Source organism: Streptomyces canus (genome assembly GCF_001514145.1).
In the GTDB taxonomy this organism is placed as follows: domain Bacteria; phylum Actinomycetota; class Actinomycetes; order Streptomycetales; family Streptomycetaceae; genus Streptomyces; species Streptomyces canus.
The window spans coordinates 356,176-371,476 of sequence record NZ_KQ948659.1 but is presented as its reverse complement, the minus strand read 5'-3'; the positions used below and the strand labels follow the sequence as shown (position 1 = coordinate 371,476).

The following is a 15,301-nucleotide window of genomic DNA, read 5'->3' as shown; positions in this document are numbered from 1 at the left end:
CCGTCGAACTCAGCCCTTGTTGGCCTTCTTCTCGTCCGCGTCCTGAATCACGGCCTCCGCGACCTGCTGCATCGACATGCGCCGGTCCATCGAGGTCTTCTGGATCCACCGGAACGCGGCGGGCTCCGTCAGCCCGTACGACGTCTGAAGAATCGACTTCGCCCGATCGACCAGCTTGCGGGTCTCCAGGCGCAGGGTCAGGTCCGCGACCTCGTTCTCCAGCTCCCTGAGCTCCGTGAACCGCGAGACAGCCATCTCGATCGCCGGCACGACATCACTCTTACTGAAGGGCTTCACGAGATACGCCATGGCACCGGCGTCCCTCGCCCGCTCCACCAGGTCCCGCTGCGAGAACGCGGTGAGCATCAGCACCGGGGCGATCCGCTCCTCGGCGATCTTCTCGGCCGCGGAGATCCCGTCCAGCTTGGGCATCTTCACATCGAGGATGACGAGGTCCGGCTTGTGCTCACGGGCGAGCTCGACGGCCTGCTCACCGTCACCGGCCTCTCCTACGACGCTGTAGCCCTCTTCCTCCAGCATCTCTTTGAGGTCGAGCCGGATCAGGGCCTCGTCCTCGGCAATGACGACACGGGTCGTCAGCGGAGGCACGTGCGACTTGTCGTCGTCGGGCGCGTCTACGGGCTGGGGCGACTCGGGGGCGGTCACGGGGGCTCCTCGTTCAGGGGCGGGGGTACTGCTGACAAGAGCGTACCTAGCTGCGGTATGGTGGACGGGCAGCGGGTCGGGGTAAACCTTCGATTCACTGGGCCCCGGTAGCCCAATTGGCAGCAGGCAATGGATTCAAAACCCATACAGTGTCGGTTCGAGTCCGACCCGGGGCACTTTTCCTTTGATTCGAAGGTCACCATTAGAAGCGGATGTCCACGTTCTCGTGAACATCCGCTTTTTGCTGCGCGCCTTCGCGATCACTCGCACAGAGTGGCCGCATGTACGACGTCAGCACACGCAAGCGAGCTCTCGCGCTGGTTGCGCAGGGGCGCAGCCTGAATTCGGTCAGTCGCCAAACGGGCATCTCCCGCGCTGCAATCCGGTCCTGGCAAGAACGCGTTGAGCCCTTGCCTCGCATGGCACCACCGGACCCAGGACCGCCTGCCGATGACCAGGCCTATGCGTACCTGCTGGGCCTCTACCTGGGCGACGGCTGCATCAGTGCACACCGGCGCAGCGCCGGCTACTACCTCCGCATCGCTTGCGCCGACGCCTGGCCCGGCCTCATCCAGGAGTGCCGTGAAGCCATCACCCAAGTTCGCCCGGGGATTGGGGTCTACGCCGTCCAAAGAGAGGGTTACAGGATGGTGACCAGCTACTCGCGCCACTGGCCAAATCTCTTCCCCCAGCATGGCCCCGGAAAGAAGCACGAGCGCGTCATCGCCCTCGAACCCTGGCAGCAGGAGATCGTCGACACGCACCCCTGGGAGTTCATCCGTGGCCTCATCCATTCCGACGGGTGCCGCATCACCAATTGGACGACTCGCCTCGTCGCCGGTGAGCACAAGCGCTATGAGTACCCGCGGTACTTCTTCACCAACTTGTCGGGGGACATCATCCGGCTCTTCACCGACTCCCTTGACCAGGTGGGTGTCGACTGGAAGTTGGCGAACACTCGCAACGTCTCGATCGCCCGCAAAGCCTCAGTCGCCCTCATGGACACCCACGTAGGCCCCAAACACTGACCACGACTACTTGGGACTGTCGTCCTCGCCGACGTGGTGCACCCGGACCAGGTTCGTCGAGCCGGACACCCCGGGCGGGGAGCCGGCCGTGATCACGACCACGTCGCCCTTCTCGCAGCGGCCGTACCGCAGCAGCAGTTCGTCCACCTGGTCCACCATCGCGTCCGTGGAGTCGACATGCGGGCCGAGGAACGTCTCCACGCCCCACGTCAGACTCAGCTGAGACCGAGTCGCCGGCTCCGGGGTGAAGGCCAGCAGCGGGATCGGGGAGCGGTACCGGGACAACCGCTTCACCGTGTCGCCACTCTGCGTGAACGCGACCAGGAACTTCGCGCCCAGGAAGTCGCCCATCTCCGCCGCAGCCCGGGCGACCGCCCCGCCCTGCGTCCGCGGCTTGTTGCTTTCTGTCAGCGGCGGCAGCCCCTTCGCAAGGATGTCCTCCTCCGCCGCCTCCACGATCTTCGCCATCGTCCGGACCGTCTCGACCGCGTACTTGCCGACGCTCGTCTCCCCCGACAGCATCACCGCATCCGTGCCGTCGATCACCGCGTTCGCCACGTCAGAGGCCTCCGCCCTCGTCGGGCGCGAATTCTCGATCATCGAGTCCAGCATCTGCGTTGCCACGATCACCGGCTTGGCGTTCCGCTTGGCCAGTTTGATCGCCCGCTTCTGCACGATCGGCACCTGCTCCAGCGGCATCTCCACGCCCAGGTCACCCCGGGCCACCATGATGCCGTCGAAGGCCGCGACGATGTCGTCGATCGCCTCGACGGCCTGCGGCTTCTCCACCTTGGCGATCACCGGCAGCCGGCGCCCCGACTCGTCCATGATCCGGTGGACGCCCACGATGTCGCGGCCACTCCTCACAAAGGACAGCGCGATCACGTCGAAGCCCATGCGCAGGGCCCAGCGGAGGTCCTCCTCGTCCTTCTTCGAAAGCGCCGGGACCGAGACTGCGACGCCCGGGAGGTTCAGGCCTTTGTGGTCCGACACCATGCCGCCCTCGACCACCCTCGTGTGGACCCGGGGGCCCTCCACCGACGTGACCTCGAGGCAGACCTTGCCGTCGTCGACGAGGATGCGCTCACCCACGGCAACATCCTCGGCGAGTCCGCCGTACGTCGTCCCGCAGGACCGCTGGTCCCCTTCCGCGCCCTCCTCCACCGTGATGGTGAAGGTGTCGCCGCGTTCAAGAAGTACCGGTCCTTCGATGAAGTGGCCGAGGCGGATCTTCGGGCCTTGAAGGTCGGCGAGGAGGCCAACGCTGCGGCCGGTCTCGTCGGCGGCCTTACGGACGTGGTGGTAGCGCTCCTCGTGTTCGGCGTAGCTGCCGTGGCTGAGGTTGAAGCGGGCTACGTCCATTCCGGCGTCGACCAGGGCTTTGATCTGGTCGTACGAGTGGGTGGCGGGGCCCAGGGTGCAGACGATCTTTGCTCGGCGCATGTTTCGACCCTAGACCTTACCGGCGGGTAGGGAATTGGGGAGGCATGTCCACTCAACAACCTTTGAGTGAAGGGCTGTTGACAAGCGTTGAAGTGTGCACCATCCCGCTCTGATGAGCATTTCGTTTGCACATCGCAGCGGCCGCTCACAGCCTCGGTGGTGCCATGGTGAAGCGTGCGTTGACCTGGGCATGGACGTGTTGGCGTTGGGGTTCGAGGTCGAGGGGGGCGGCTGAGGTGTCCGCCGCGGCCTCGTAGGCCATGGAGCGTGCGCGGCTCGCTTTGCCGACGAACCGCGGCTCGGGGTCCTCGGCGCCGATGTCGGCGAGTTCGACGAGGGCCGCCAGCGATGTGCCCAGCGCTTCCGCGTACTCCCGCGCCCGTTGGACCGCTTCTCGTACCGCCTGCTGCCGGGCTTCCCGGTGGGCGGGTGAGTCCCGGCGCAGGGCCCACCAAGGGCCGTCGACGCTCGTCAACTCCAGGTCGGCCAACCTGGTGGTGAGTTCACCCAGTGCGGTGAAGTCGGTCAGCTCCGCCGTGATGTGGACGCGGCCGTGGTAGGCGTGGACGCGTTCGCCGCGGCCGTGTTCCTTGAGTTCCGGGGTGACCGAGAAGGAGCCGGTTTCGAGGCGTTCGACTGCGTCGCCGTAGGACTTCAGCAGGTCCAGGACGCTCGTGTTGCGGCGGGTGAGGTCGTCGAGGGCGGTGCGGCGGTCCTTGCCGCGGGCAGCGACGGTGACGCCGATGCGGGCTATCTCGGGGTCGACTTCGAGGTGGGCCTCGCCGCGGACGGCGATGCGGGGGGCGTCGGGGGTGCCGTAGGGGACGGAGTCGGTGGCCATAACGCCCCACTCTGTCAGTTTTCACGGGTGGGGTCATCAGATCGAAACCTGCGAGGCCTGTTGCCGTTGGGCATGACCGGGTCAGAATCTACGCGCGTTGTTGACCGTTCCCCGAGGAGATCAAGACATGCCCTTGAACCGCAGGAAGTTCCTGGAGAAGTCCGCCGTGACCGGTGCGGGTGTCGCGCTGGCGGGTGCCGTGGGCGCTCCGGCGGCCCAGGCCGCGGAGGCGAAGAAGGGTCACGAGGTGCGGTACTCCCTGACGGTGATGGGCACGACCGATCTGCACGGTCATGTCTTCAACTGGGACTACTTCAAGGACGCGGAGTACAAGGACTCGGCGGGCAACGCGCAGGGGCTGTCCCGGATCTCGACGCTGGTGAACCAGGTGCGTGCGGAGAAGGGCCGCTGCAACACGCTGTTGCTCGACGCGGGCGACACGATCCAGGGGACGCCGCTGACGTACTACTACGCGAAGGTCGACCCGATCACGGCCAAGGGTGGTCCTGTCCACCCGATGGCCGCGGCCATGAACGCCATCGGGTACGACGCCGTGGCGCTGGGCAATCACGAGTTCAACTACGGCATCGAGACGCTGCGGAAGTTCGAGGAGCAGTGCGACTTCCCGCTGCTGGGTGCGAACGCGCTGGACGCGAAGACGCAGAGGCCCGCTTTTCCGCCGTACTTCATCAAGAAGTTTCATGTGAAGGGCGCGCCGCCGGTGAAGGTCGCGGTGCTGGGTCTGACCAATCCGGGCATCGCGATCTGGGACAAGGCCTATGTGCAGGGCAAGTTGACGTTCCCGGGGCTTGAGGAGCAGGCGGCGAAGTGGGTGCCGAAGCTGCGGTCGATGGGTGCGGACGTGGTGGTGGTGTCGGCGCATTCGGGTTCGTCGGGGACGTCGTCGTATGGTGACCAGTTGCCGTACGTGGAGAACTCGGCGGCGTTGGTGGCGCAGCAGGTGCCGGGGATCGACGCGATTCTGGTCGGGCATGCGCATGTGGAGATTCCGGAGCTGAAGGTCACCAACACGAAGACCGGGAAGACGGTCGTGTTGTCGGAGCCGTTGGCGTATGCGGAGCGGTTGTCGCTGTTCGACATCGAGCTGGTTTTCGCGAAGGGCCGTTGGGCGGTCGAGTCGGTGTCGTCGAAGGTGCTCAACTCGAACTCGGTCGCGGACGACCCGAAGATCACCAAGCTGTTGAAGGCCGACCATGACGTGGTCGTGAAGTACGTCAACCAGGTCGTCGGTACGGCGACGCAGACGCTGACGACAGTGGAGGCGCGGTACAAGGACGCTCCGATCATCGACCTGATCACGAAGGTCCAGGAGGACGTGGTCAGGGCGGCGCTGACGGGCACGGAATACGCCTCGCTGCCCGTGATCGCGCAGGCGTCGCCGTTCTCGCGGACCTCGGAGATCCCGGCGGGCAAGGTGACGATCCGGGATCTGTCCAGCCTGTACGTGTACGACAACACGCTGGTGGCGAAGCTGCTGACGGGTGCGCAGCTCAGGGCGTACCTGGAGTACTCGGCGGAGTACTTCGTGCAGACGGCGGCGGGTGCGGTGGTCGACGTGGAGAAGCTGACGAACGCGAACAACCGTCCGGACTACAACTACGACTACGTGTCGGGGCTGTCGTACGACATCGACATCGCGCAGGCGGCGGGTTCGCGGATCAAGAACCTGACCTACAACGGTGCCGCGCTGGACGATGCCCAGAAGTTCGTGTTCGCGGTGAACAACTACCGGGCGAACGGTGGCGGCGCGTTCCCGCACGTGGCCTCCGCCACCGAGGTGTGGTCGGAGTCGACGGAGATTCGCACGCGGATCGCGGAGTGGGTGACCGCGAAGGGCGTGCTGGACCCGAAGGACTTCGCGTCGGTGGACTGGAGGCTCACGCGCGACGGAACGCCTGTGTTCTAGAGGTCCAGCAGGGTGAGGTCCACGGCGTCGGCGATGGCTTTGGCGCCGGCGTCGTTGACGTGGAGGCCGTCGCCGGCGTTGAACTCGTCGCGGATCCGGTCGGGTTGGTCCGGGTCCGCGACGGCGGCGGCCACGTCCAGGATGCCGTCGAAGGGGTGGTCGCCGCGGAGCAGCCAGGCGTTGACCTCGGCGCGTACGGCCTGGCCGCGCGGGGTGTCGTAGCCGTCGTGGACGGTGCCCTTGTAGGGGCCGATCGTGGAGCCGATGGCGGTGAGTCCGGCGGTGTGGAGGCGGTCGGCGAGGGTGGTGAGGCCGGCCTTGAACTCGGCCGCGGTGGGGCCTTCGGCGGGTTCCGGGTGGGCGAAGTGGCCGGGCAGGCCGAGGTCGTTGAGCCCGATGTGGATGATGACGTGGCTGACGCCGGGGGCGGCGAGGACGTCGTGGTCGATGCGGGCGAGGAGGTGTTCGCCGATCTCGTCGGTGAGGAGCCGGTTGCCGGAGATGCCGGCGTTGACGGTCCAGCCGTGTTTCAGGCGGCGGTTGAGCTGTCCGGGGAAGCTGTTGTCGGTGCCGGGGGTGGTGGCGGCGCCTTCGATCCAGGAGTCTCCGAAGGCGACGGCGATGCGGGTGCCGGCCGGGGCGAGGACGTCTGCGCCGGCGAGGAGGTGGCCGGTGGCGAACTCCTCGGGGTCTTCCAGTACGGCGGCGGACAGTTGGTTGCCGGGGACGGCGTGTCCGGTGTCGTAGGGCATGGCGGTGAAGGTGGTCGGTCCGGTGTCGCCCGGCAGGTAGAGGCTGAGGGTGAGTTCCTCGCCCGCGCTCACGGGGAGTTCGACGGGGTCGCTGATCGTCTCCTCGCCGGCGGGGATGGTGACGGTGGGGGCGCCGGAGAAGCGGAGCGGGGTGTCGCTGCCGGGGTCGATGCCGCTGCCTTTGGTGCGCAGGGCGAGGTGGGCGCCGCCGATGTCCAGGGGTGTGGTGCCGTAGCGGTTGGTCAGGTGGATGCGGACGGCCTCGCCGCCGCCGGCCAGGCGCAGGGACTGGCGGACGGTCTGGTCGGTGAAGCCGCGGGACTCGAAGAGGGCGAGGTTTTCGCGGGGGTTGATGGCGGCGGCACGGTGGGCGGCGGTCCAGGTGGTCGTCATGTCGGAGCCAACCGGGCCGGCGTCCGGGTTCTTCCGCCGCCGCCGGTTTTTTACCGTCCCTCGAGCAGGGGGGTGAGGGTGGGGGCCTGCCGGGCGGGTGGGATCTGGGGCCGGTGTTCGAGGCCGAAGGTGGTGAAGGCCGTGCGGGTGGGGAGGGGGTAGGCGTCCTTGCCGGTGACGGTGTTGAGGATGGTGGCGCTGCGCCAGGCGGCGAGTCCTAGGTCGGGGGTGCCGACACCGTGGGTGTGGCGTTCGGCGTTCTGGACGTAGACGTGGCAGTCGGCGCCGGTGACCGAGGGGTCGAGGTCGAGGCGGAAGTGTTCGTCGACGCGGGGGCGTTCGCGGCTGTCGCGGCGCAGGTAGGGGTCGAGTCCGGCGAGGATGCGGTCGAGGGGGCGTTCGCGGTGGCCGGTGGCGAGGACGACGGCGTCGGTGGTGAGGCGGGAGCGGGTGCCCTGCTGGATGTGCTCCAGGTGGAGTTCGATCTTCGTCGTGGCGATTCTGCCCGCGGTGCGGACGTGGACGCCGGGGGTGAGGACGGTGTCGGGCCAGCCGCCGTGCAGGGTGCGGCGGTAGAGCTCGTCGTGGATGGCGGCGATGGTGTCGGCGTCGATGCCGCGGTGGAGCTGCCACTGGGTGGTGCCGAGCCGGTCGCGGACGCTTTCCGAGAGGGCGTGGAAGTAGCGGGTGTAGTCGGGGGTGAAGTGTTCGAGGCCGAGTTTGGAGTACTCCATCGGTGCGAAGGCCTCGGTGCGGCCGAGCCAGTGGAGGCCCTCGTGACCGGTGGGGCGGTTGCGGAGCAGGTCGAGGAAGACCTCGGCGCCGGACTGTCCCGAGCCGACGACGGTGATGTGGTCGGCGGCGAGGAGGGTCTGGCGGTGGGCGAGGTAGTCGGTGGCGTGGACGACGGGCACGCCGGGGGTCTCGACGAGGGGTTTGAGGGGTTCGGGTACGTGGGGTTCGGTGCCGATGCCGAGGACGATGTTCTTCGTGTACGTCCGGCCCAGTGCTTCGGCTTCGCCGTCGGTGTCGAGCTGGGTGAAGTCGACTTCGAAGACGTCGCGTTCGGGGTTGAAGCGGACGGCGTCGACCTGGTGGTGGAAGTGGAGGCCGGGGAGGTTCTCGGCGACCCAGCGGCAGTAGGCGTCGTATTCGGCGCGCTGGATGTGGAAGCGCTCGGCGAAGTAGAAGGGGAAGAGGCGCTCGCGGGTCTTGAGGTAGTTGAGGAAGCTCCAGTGGCTGGTGGGGTCGGCGAGGGTCACCAGATCGGCGAGGAAGGGGACTTGGATGGTGGCGCCGTCGATGAGCAGTCCGGGGTGCCAGCCGAAGGCGGGGCGCTGTTCGTAGAAGACGGCGTCGAGTGCGGTGAGGGGCTGGGCGAGGGCGGCGAGGGAGAGGTTGAAGGGTCCGATGCCGATGCCGACGAGGTCGCGGGGTGCGTCGGGCTCGTGGTGTGGGGGGTGGGGGTTCATCGGGGGGTGGTTCCTTCCACGAGTTGCAGGAGTCCGGCGAGGTCGGCCGGCCGGGTGGTGGGGTTGAGGAGGGTGACCTTGAGCCAGAGCCGGTTCGCTGCGCGGGCTCGGCCGAGGACGGCACGGCCGTCGGTGAGGAGTTTTCGGCGTACGGCGGCTACGGCGTCGTCGGTGGCGCTCGCGGGTCGGAACAGGACCGTGCTGATGGTGGGGGGTTCGTGGAGTTCGAAGCCGGGGTGGTCGTGGACGAGCTGCGCGAACTCCCGTGCTTGCTCGCAGACTTGGTCGACCAGGGCGCCGAGTCCTGTGCGTCCCAGGGTTTTCAGGGTGACGGCGATCTTGAGGATGTCGGGGCGGCGGGTGGTGCGCAGGGAGCGGCCGAGGAGGTCGGGGAGGCCGGCCTCGGTGTCGTCGTCGGCGTTGAGGTAGTCGGCGCGCTGGTGGAGGGCGGTGAGGTCGTTGCCGTTGCGGACGGCGAGGAGTCCTGCGGCCACCGGCTGCCAGCCGAGTTTGTGCAGGTCGAGGGTGACGGTGTCGGCGGTGTCGATGCCGGTGAGCTTGTCTCGGTGCCGGGTGCTGAAGAGGAGACCGCCGCCGTATGCCGCGTCGATGTGCAGGCGGGCGCGGTGTCTTGCGCACAGGTGTGCGATCTCGGGCAGCGGGTCGATTTGTCCGGTGTCTGTGGTGCCTGCGGTGGCAGCGACGAGGAGGGGGCCCTGGAGAGTGGTGAGGGCGGTCTCCAGAGTTGCGGGGTCGAGGGTGGGGATGGTGACGGGGTGGGGCATTCCTAGCAGCCAGGCCGCGCGTGGGAGCGAGTGGTGGGCGTTGGATCCGCATACGAGTCGGACGCCTGGGCCTTGGATCTCGCGGGCCAGTAGCAGAGCGAGTTGGTTGGATTCGGTGCCGCCGGTTGTTACCAGGGCATCGTTGTCGGCTGCCGGCCGGTGGGGGCTTGTCGCGCAGTTCCCCGCGCCCCTGGGTACCTCCCGGTAGACCTCGTTTGCCAGTGCTCGTGTCAGCTGGGCCTCGAGCTCTGACGCTGCCGGGGCCTGGTCCCACGAGTCCATCGACGGATTCAAAACGCTCACGGCCAGGTCTGCCGCTGCGGCCACCGCCAGGGGTGGGCAGTGGAGGTGGGCCGCGCAGAAGGGGTCCGCCGGGTCCGCGGAGCCTTCCGCCAGGGCTCGTACCAGGTGCCGTAGAGCATCCGGATCGCCCTCGTCGGGCAGTACGTCTCCCACCGCATCGCGCACCCGTGACGCGACCGCCCCCGGCCCGCCCGCCGGGAGTGGGCCCCCGCGCGCACGCGCTCCCTCCCCCAGCGCCTCCAGGACCGTGCGGAGCAGCGGGCGCAGCGAGGACGGGCCTTCGGGGCCCGAGGCCAGGGGCGGCGTGTTCATCGTCGACCTCCGGGGGCGCTGGGGGCTTCCAGCTTGGACGCGGCCCGCGTGCGCGCGCCCGGAGAGTTCAACGATCCTGACCCGAAAGGGGGTACTCCCGTACGGGGAAAACCCGCTCTACATCTGCCGCACGCGCAACGCCCGTCCCAGGTCGTCGAGTTGGTCGATCAGCTTGCGGCGCAGGGCGGGGATGGGGTCGGCGTCGCGCAGGCAGGCCTGGCCGAGGGTCTGGTTGTCCTCGTCGATGGCGTGGTCGGGGAACGCCCAGCGGCCGGCGGCGTCGGCGATCGCGGGGCCCCGGCGGGCGGCGAGGGCGACGGCGTCCTCGTAGTAACGGGGCACGTACTGCCGTACGAGTTCGGTCTGTTCGGGCTGCCAGAAGCCCTGGGCGGTGGCGGTGAACAGGTAGTTGGAGAGGTCGTCGCGGGTGAACATCGCCTCCCATGCCTGTGCTTTGGCCTCTTCTGTGGGGAGGGCGGCGCGGCAGCGGGCGGCGCCTTCCTGACCGGTGGCCGAGGGGTCGCGTTCCAGTTCGGCGGCGATCGCGGTCTCGTCGGTGGCGCCGAGGACGGCGAGGCGGGCGAGGACGCGCCAGCGCAGTTCGGGGTCGAGTTCGGGGCCGCCGGGGACGGTGCCGTCGGCGAGCCAGGCGGCGATGGTGTCGGGCTGGGAGGTGACGTTGATGCAGTGGCGGACGGCGATCAGGCGCAGGCCGGGGTTGTCGCCGTCCTCGGTGCGGCGGATGAGGTCGCGGCACAGGGAGGAGAGGGTGGCGAGGGCGGCGGGGCGCTGTTCGGGGGTGGCGTAGCGGTCGGCGACGTAGGTGGAGGCGAAGGCGAGGACACCCTGGACGAGGGCCAGGTCGGTCTCGTGCGGGAGGTGGGCGCGGGCCGCGTCCAGGTAGGCGGTGGGCGGGAGTTCGCCGTCGCGGACGGCGTCCCTGAGGGCGTTCCAGACGACCGCGCGGGTCAGCGGCGAGGGCAGGCCGGAGAGGCTCTCAGTGACCGCTTTGAAGGACTCGTTGTCGAAGCGGACCTTGGCGTAGGTGAGGTCGCCGTCGTTGAGCAGCAGGAGGGTGGGGCGCTTGCCGATGGGCAGCGGTCCCTGGGAGTCGGTCTGGGGGACGTCGAGGTCGAGGCGTTCGCGCAGGACGAGGTGGCGGCCCTCGTCGGCGACGTCCTGGTCGTAGAGGCCGACGGCGATGCGGTGCGGGCGGCTGCCCTTGTGCTCGACCTGGAGGGTGTACGTGCCTTCCTCGGCGCGGGTGACGGTCGGCCTGAGGGTGTCGACGCCGGTGGTGCGCAGCCAGGCGTCGGCCCAGGCGTGGACGTCGCGTTCGGTGGCGGAGGCGAGGGAGTCGATGAAGTCGGCGAGGGTGGCGTTGGCGAACTTGTGGCGGGCGAAGTGGGTGTTGATGCCGGCGAGGAAGTCCTTCTCGCCGAGCCAGGTCACCAGTTGCCGGAGTGCGGAGGCGCCCTTGGCGTAGGAGATGCCGTCGAAGTTGAGGAGGGCCGAGGCGGTGTCGTCGACTGCCTCGGGGGCCACGGGGTGGGTGGAGGGGCGCTGGTCGGCGTCGTAGCCCCAGCCCTTGCGCATGACGCCGAAGTCGACCCAGGTGTCGGTGAAGCGGGTGGCTTCGGTGAGGGTCTGGTAGCCCATGTACTCGGCGAAGGACTCGTTCAGCCAGATGTCGTCCCACCAGCGCAGGGTGACGAGGTCGCCGAACCACATGTGGGCCATTTCGTGGGCGATGACCATGGCGCGGGTCTGGCGTTCGGTGTCGGTGACGGCGGAGCGGTAGACGAATTCGTCGCGGAAGGTGACGAGGCCGGGGTTCTCCATCGCGCCGGCGTTGAACTCGGGGACGAACGCCTGGTCGTAGGAGTCGAAGGGGTAGGGCTCCTCGAACTTCTCGTGGTAGCGGTCGTAGCACTGCCGGGTGATCTCGAAGAGTTCGTCGGCGTCGGGGTCGAGGTGGGGCGCGAGGGAACGGCGGCAGTGGATGCCGAAGGGCAGGCCGCGGTGTTCGGTGCGCACGGAGTGCCAGGGGCCGGCGGCGACGGCGACGAGGTAGGTGGAGATCAGGGGCGTGGGGGCGGCCTGCCAGAGGCCCTCGCCGAGGTCGGTGGTGATGCCGTTGGCGAGGACGGTCCAGTCCTCGGGGGCCTTCACGGACAGGTCGAAGACGGCCTTGAGGTCGGGTTGGTCGAAGGCGGCGAAGACGCGCTGGACGTCGTCCATGAACAGCTGGGTGTAGACGTAGGTCTCGCCGTCGGTGGGGTCGGTGAAGCGGTGCATGCCCTCGCCGGTGCGGGAGTACCGCATGACGGCGTCGATGCGCAGTTCGTGCTCGCCGGCGGTCAGGCCCTTGAGGGGCAGCCGGTCGTCCTCGAGGGTTTCCGGGTCGAGGGGGCGGCCGTCGAGGGTGGCCTCCCGCAGTTCGGCCGGCTTGAGCTCGACAAAGGTGTCCGCTGCGGCGCGCGCCGTGAACCGGACGACGGTCCGGGACTCGAAGGTCTCGTCGCCGGTGGTGAGGTCGAGCGCGATGGTGTAACGGTGAACGTCGAGGAGCTTGGCACGGGTCTGCGCTTCGTCGCGCGTCAGTACGGACATGCAGGACATGCTGCCTGATGGCACGGGCAACTCACAGAGGCGGATCGGTACACGCCTTATGTCCGGTCCTGTTCGAGCTCCCCGGTGTGCGCCCCTTGTCCGCGCTGTACCGGTACGCGGGCGTCCGGGTGGGGCAGGGGTCTGCGGGCGGCGCTCTCCTCGTTCTCGCCGTGGCCCTTGACGAGAGCGCGTAGCTCCCGCACCTCGTGTTCGAGGGCGAGGTGGCGCCGGTGGGCGTCGAAGAGGTAGCGGACCTTGGTGCGCAGGGCCCAGGGGTCGATGGGTTTCATCACGAGGTCGGCGACGCCGAGGCCGAAGGCGGTGGAGGTCAGTTCGTGGTCGGCGCCGAAGCCGGTGAGCAGGATGACGGGGATGTGCTGGGTCTGCTCCAGGCGTCGCATGTAGCGGACCACGTCGAGGCCGCTGACGCCGGGCATCCGCACGTCGAGGAGCAGGAGGCCGACCTGGCCCCGGAGGACCTGCTTGAGTGCCTCGTCCCCGCTGGTGGCGCGGCCGAGCCGGTAGCCCAGCGGGGCGAGGGCACTCTCCAGGGCGTAGAGGGTGTCCTCGTGGTCGTCGACGATGAGGATCTTGGCATCCGAAGGCATGGCTCGACGTCCCTCCCTCGCGGACAGCCAGCCTACGCCCGCTTCCTGACGCGGAGTGCTCGCGGGCTGACAAGGAGTGCACAGCGCAGCATGCCGCGTGCGGGGCGCCGTGTCACCTCCCCGGGGCGTCGGTCGAGGTCAATTGGCCAGCGGGGTGGAGCCGTTCACGGTGTCCTCGGCGATGCGCTCGTGGTGTCTGATCACCTCGGCGATGATGAAATTCAGGAACTTCTCAGCGAAGGCCGGGTCGAGTTTGGCGTTCTCGGCGAGGGTGCGCAGCCGCTCGATCTGGCGGGCCTCGCGGGCCGGGTCGGCGGGCGGCAGCTGGTGGCGGGCCTTGAGGTGGCCGACCTGCTGGGTGGCCTTGAAGCGCTCGGCGAGCATGTGGACGACGGCCGCGTCGATGTTGTCGATGCTGTCCCGCAGCCGGGCGAGCTCCTCGCGGACGGCGGGGTCGACGTCACCGGATCCGGTGTTGCTGGTGGTCATGAGCGACAACCCTACGGGGGCGGGGCGGCAGGTTCCTCGTCGGATCGGCCGGATCGGGGGCAGGGTCGGCTCGCGGGCTGATTGGCTGGAACGGGGACCGCGGGATCGGCCCTGGGCAGTGCCTTTCCGATCATCTGATCGCTGGGTCGGTCGTGAGGGATGGGGAGCCAGGCGATCACGGCCGCGCTCGGCAGAGCCCGCTCCGTCACCGGCTGAGCCTGTACGGCCCCCACCGAACCCACGCGCCCGGCACCTGGAGCACGCGCAGTCCCACCTCGGGCGCTGTGTGACGCAACACCGGTAACAAGGGGTCGTTCGGGGCCCGTTCGAAGATCGCGACCGGGTGGCAGGGGCACAAGGGCGTGTTCTGACCGGACTTCAGCCCAGGTCCGTCAACTCCCGCGCGACCACCGTGCGGAAGTCGTGCGGTGGTCGCCCGGTGACGTGCCGGACCACGTCGGTCGTGCGGTCCTCGGCGCCCTCGGCGATGGCGCGGTCCATGTCGGCCAGCAGCTCGGCGAACTCCCGGCCCACCAGCGGCGCGAGGCGGTCGCACTGCTGCTCGTGGGTCAGGTGGCGGTGGACGACCGGGTGGCCCGTGGCCTCGCCGACCATCGTGGCGATGTCGTCGTGGCTGAGTGCCTGCGGCCCGGTGAGGACCAGGTCGGAGTCGGGGGAGCGTACGTCGGTCAGGGCGCGCACGGCGACGGCGGCGATGTCCTCGGCGTCGACGAAGCCGACCCGGCCCTTCCCTGCCGCCGTATGGATGGTGCCGGTGTCGCGGATGCCGAGCGCATGCATGTGCGTGCCCGTGAAGTTCTGCATGAACCAGGACGGCCGTAGGACCGCCCATGCGTCGAAGAGGTCCGGCAGCGCCTGGTGGACCACCCCCACGGCCGGGCCGCCCTCGGGGACGGCCGACGAACTGAGCAGCACCGCGCGGCCGACGCCGGTCGCGCGGGCCCGCCGGAGGAAGGGGAGCATGACCGCCGCCGGGTCCGGGTCGCCCACGGGCGGTACGAGGTAGACGCGGTCGACTCCGGCGAGGGCGTCTGCGTGGGTGGCGGGGTCGTACCAGTCGAAGCGGACCGGCTCCGCCTGCGGGACGGGGGTGCCGCGGCGGCTCGCGGCCCTGACCCGGTGACCGACGGTGGTGAGCTGTGCGGTGACACGGCTGCCGGTGGTGCCGGTGGCGCCTGTGACCAGGGTGGTGCCGGTCATCGGTCGCTCTCCCCGAAGCCCGGGCCGTCGAGCGCGAGGGCGGCCAGCGGGTCCCAGTAGTCCCGGTAGGAGACGATGAGCCCGTCCCGTACGGTCACCACGGCGATGTAGGCCATCTCGAAGGGGCCGTCCGTCGCGACCACGCGGCCCACACCGCGCATCTCCACCACGATCGTCTCCGGGTCGGTGGTCTCGTGGATCCGTACCTCGGGGAAGTCGTGCAGGTCGATGTGGTCGGGGTAGGGGCGCATGTACGCGGCGACGGCCTGCCTGCCCTCCAGTCGCCGGGGTCGGCCCGGCGGGGCGAAGGGGAACTCCATGGTGCCGCCCTCGGCCCACAGGTCGACCCAGGCGGCGATGTCCTTGTCCAGCAGCAGACGCAGGCTGTGGCGGTACAGGTCCGCCGGTGAGGTGGCGTTCGCGGGCATGGGGGATCTCCGTCCCGTCG

General features: G+C 69.0%; 13 protein-coding genes and 1 tRNA gene. 3 read left to right on the top strand and 11 right to left on the bottom strand.

Features of this window, described 5'->3' with window-relative positions:
• Positions 1 to 9: 9 nt before the first annotated feature.
• Positions 10 to 666, bottom strand: a complete 657-nt coding sequence (locus AQJ46_RS15315) for an ANTAR domain-containing response regulator (RefSeq protein ID WP_031041938.1) — start codon at positions 664 to 666, stop codon at positions 10 to 12.
• 101 nt (positions 667 to 767) lie between these two features.
• On the opposite strand from AQJ46_RS15315, the gene AQJ46_RS15310 reads away from it, so the two are divergent.
• Positions 768 to 842 (top strand) — tRNA-Leu (locus AQJ46_RS15310).
• A 105-nt stretch (positions 843 to 947) separates the two neighbouring features.
• Positions 948 to 1,694 carry a helix-turn-helix domain-containing protein gene (locus AQJ46_RS15305; protein WP_059206103.1) on the top strand — a complete coding sequence of 249 codons (747 nt, stop codon included), beginning with the start codon at positions 948 to 950 and terminating at the stop codon, positions 1,692 to 1,694.
• Between the two features lie 6 nt (positions 1,695 to 1,700).
• On the opposite strand, the gene pyk is transcribed toward AQJ46_RS15305, so the two are convergent.
• Positions 1,701 to 3,137: a pyruvate kinase gene (pyk, locus tag AQJ46_RS15300; RefSeq protein ID WP_059206102.1), complete on the bottom strand. Its 1,437-nt coding sequence runs from the start codon at positions 3,135 to 3,137 to the stop codon at positions 1,701 to 1,703.
• A 145-nt stretch (positions 3,138 to 3,282) separates the two neighbouring features.
• The gene (locus AQJ46_RS15295; RefSeq protein WP_059206101.1) at positions 3,283 to 3,978 is read right to left on the bottom strand and encodes an SIMPL domain-containing protein; all 696 of its coding nucleotides are present in this window, start codon (positions 3,976 to 3,978) and stop codon (positions 3,283 to 3,285) included.
• A gap of 127 nt (positions 3,979 to 4,105) precedes the next feature.
• Here AQJ46_RS15295 and AQJ46_RS15290 point away from each other — a divergent pair, with 127 nt between their 5' ends.
• Positions 4,106 to 5,905 carry a bifunctional metallophosphatase/5'-nucleotidase gene (locus tag AQJ46_RS15290; RefSeq protein ID WP_059206100.1) on the top strand — a complete coding sequence of 600 codons (1,800 nt, stop codon included), beginning with the start codon at positions 4,106 to 4,108 and terminating at the stop codon, positions 5,903 to 5,905.
• On the opposite strand, the gene AQJ46_RS15285 is transcribed toward AQJ46_RS15290, so the two are convergent.
• The 8 genes from AQJ46_RS15285 to AQJ46_RS15250 all read right to left on the bottom strand — a co-directional run bounded on the left by AQJ46_RS15285 (position 5,902) and on the right by AQJ46_RS15250 (position 15,281).
• Positions 5,902 to 7,050, bottom strand: coding sequence for a GDSL-type esterase/lipase family protein (locus AQJ46_RS15285; RefSeq protein WP_059206099.1), 1,149 nt, complete (start codon positions 7,048 to 7,050; stop codon positions 5,902 to 5,904). The genes AQJ46_RS15290 and AQJ46_RS15285 overlap by 4 nt on opposite strands.
• A gap of 50 nt (positions 7,051 to 7,100) precedes the next feature.
• Entirely contained in the window at positions 7,101 to 8,522 is a 1,422-nt protein-coding gene (locus AQJ46_RS15280) for a lysine N(6)-hydroxylase/L-ornithine N(5)-oxygenase family protein (RefSeq protein WP_059206098.1), read from the bottom strand.
• Positions 8,519 to 9,922, bottom strand: coding sequence for a pyridoxal phosphate-dependent decarboxylase family protein (locus tag AQJ46_RS15275; RefSeq protein ID WP_059206097.1), 1,404 nt, complete (start codon positions 9,920 to 9,922; stop codon positions 8,519 to 8,521). Before AQJ46_RS15275 ends, AQJ46_RS15280 begins: the two co-directional genes overlap by 4 nt.
• Before the next feature lie 117 nt (positions 9,923 to 10,039).
• Positions 10,040 to 12,535, bottom strand: coding sequence for an aminopeptidase N (gene pepN / locus AQJ46_RS15270; RefSeq protein WP_059206096.1), 2,496 nt, complete (start codon positions 12,533 to 12,535; stop codon positions 10,040 to 10,042).
• 56 nt (positions 12,536 to 12,591) lie between these two features.
• Positions 12,592 to 13,143 carry a response regulator gene (locus AQJ46_RS15265; protein WP_059206095.1) on the bottom strand — a complete coding sequence of 184 codons (552 nt, stop codon included), beginning with the start codon at positions 13,141 to 13,143 and terminating at the stop codon, positions 12,592 to 12,594.
• Positions 13,144 to 13,281: 138 nt separating this feature from the next.
• The gene (locus AQJ46_RS15260) at positions 13,282 to 13,632 is read right to left on the bottom strand and encodes a chorismate mutase (protein WP_059206094.1); all 351 of its coding nucleotides are present in this window, start codon (positions 13,630 to 13,632) and stop codon (positions 13,282 to 13,284) included.
• Between the two features lie 378 nt (positions 13,633 to 14,010).
• Complete coding sequence (locus AQJ46_RS15255) at positions 14,011 to 14,853, bottom strand: NAD(P)H-binding protein (protein WP_059206093.1); 843 nt, start codon at positions 14,851 to 14,853, stop codon at positions 14,011 to 14,013.
• Positions 14,850 to 15,281: a nuclear transport factor 2 family protein gene (locus tag AQJ46_RS15250; RefSeq protein ID WP_059206092.1), complete on the bottom strand. Its 432-nt coding sequence runs from the start codon at positions 15,279 to 15,281 to the stop codon at positions 14,850 to 14,852. Before AQJ46_RS15250 ends, AQJ46_RS15255 begins: the two co-directional genes overlap by 4 nt.
• Positions 15,282 to 15,301 lie beyond the last annotated feature (20 nt).

What these genes read in the sequence shown, in the direction of transcription:
- pyk (WP_059206102.1), bottom strand. Translation starts at nt 3,137, where the DNA reads ATGCGCCGAGCAAAGATCGTCTGCACCCTGGGCCCCGCCACCCACTCG.
- AQJ46_RS15295 (WP_059206101.1), bottom strand. Translation starts at nt 3,978, where the DNA reads ATGGCCACCGACTCCGTCCCCTACGGCACCCCCGACGCCCCCCGCATC.
- pepN (WP_059206096.1), bottom strand. Translation starts at nt 12,535, where the DNA reads ATGTCCGTACTGACGCGCGACGAAGCGCAGACCCGTGCCAAGCTCCTC.
- AQJ46_RS15265 (WP_059206095.1), bottom strand. Translation starts at nt 13,143, where the DNA reads ATGCCTTCGGATGCCAAGATCCTCATCGTCGACGACCACGAGGACACC.
- AQJ46_RS15275 (WP_059206097.1), bottom strand. Translation starts at nt 9,922, where the DNA reads ATGAACACGCCGCCCCTGGCCTCGGGCCCCGAAGGCCCGTCCTCGCTG.
- AQJ46_RS15290 (WP_059206100.1), top strand. Translation starts at nt 4,106, where the DNA reads ATGCCCTTGAACCGCAGGAAGTTCCTGGAGAAGTCCGCCGTGACCGGT.
- AQJ46_RS15305 (WP_059206103.1), top strand. Translation starts at nt 948, where the DNA reads ATGTACGACGTCAGCACACGCAAGCGAGCTCTCGCGCTGGTTGCGCAG.
- AQJ46_RS15255 (WP_059206093.1), bottom strand. Translation starts at nt 14,853, where the DNA reads ATGACCGGCACCACCCTGGTCACAGGCGCCACCGGCACCACCGGCAGC.
- AQJ46_RS15280 (WP_059206098.1), bottom strand. Translation starts at nt 8,522, where the DNA reads ATGAACCCCCACCCCCCACACCACGAGCCCGACGCACCCCGCGACCTC.
- AQJ46_RS15285 (WP_059206099.1), bottom strand. Translation starts at nt 7,050, where the DNA reads ATGACGACCACCTGGACCGCCGCCCACCGTGCCGCCGCCATCAACCCC.
- AQJ46_RS15260 (WP_059206094.1), bottom strand. Translation starts at nt 13,632, where the DNA reads ATGACCACCAGCAACACCGGATCCGGTGACGTCGACCCCGCCGTCCGC.
- AQJ46_RS15250 (WP_059206092.1), bottom strand. Translation starts at nt 15,281, where the DNA reads ATGCCCGCGAACGCCACCTCACCGGCGGACCTGTACCGCCACAGCCTG.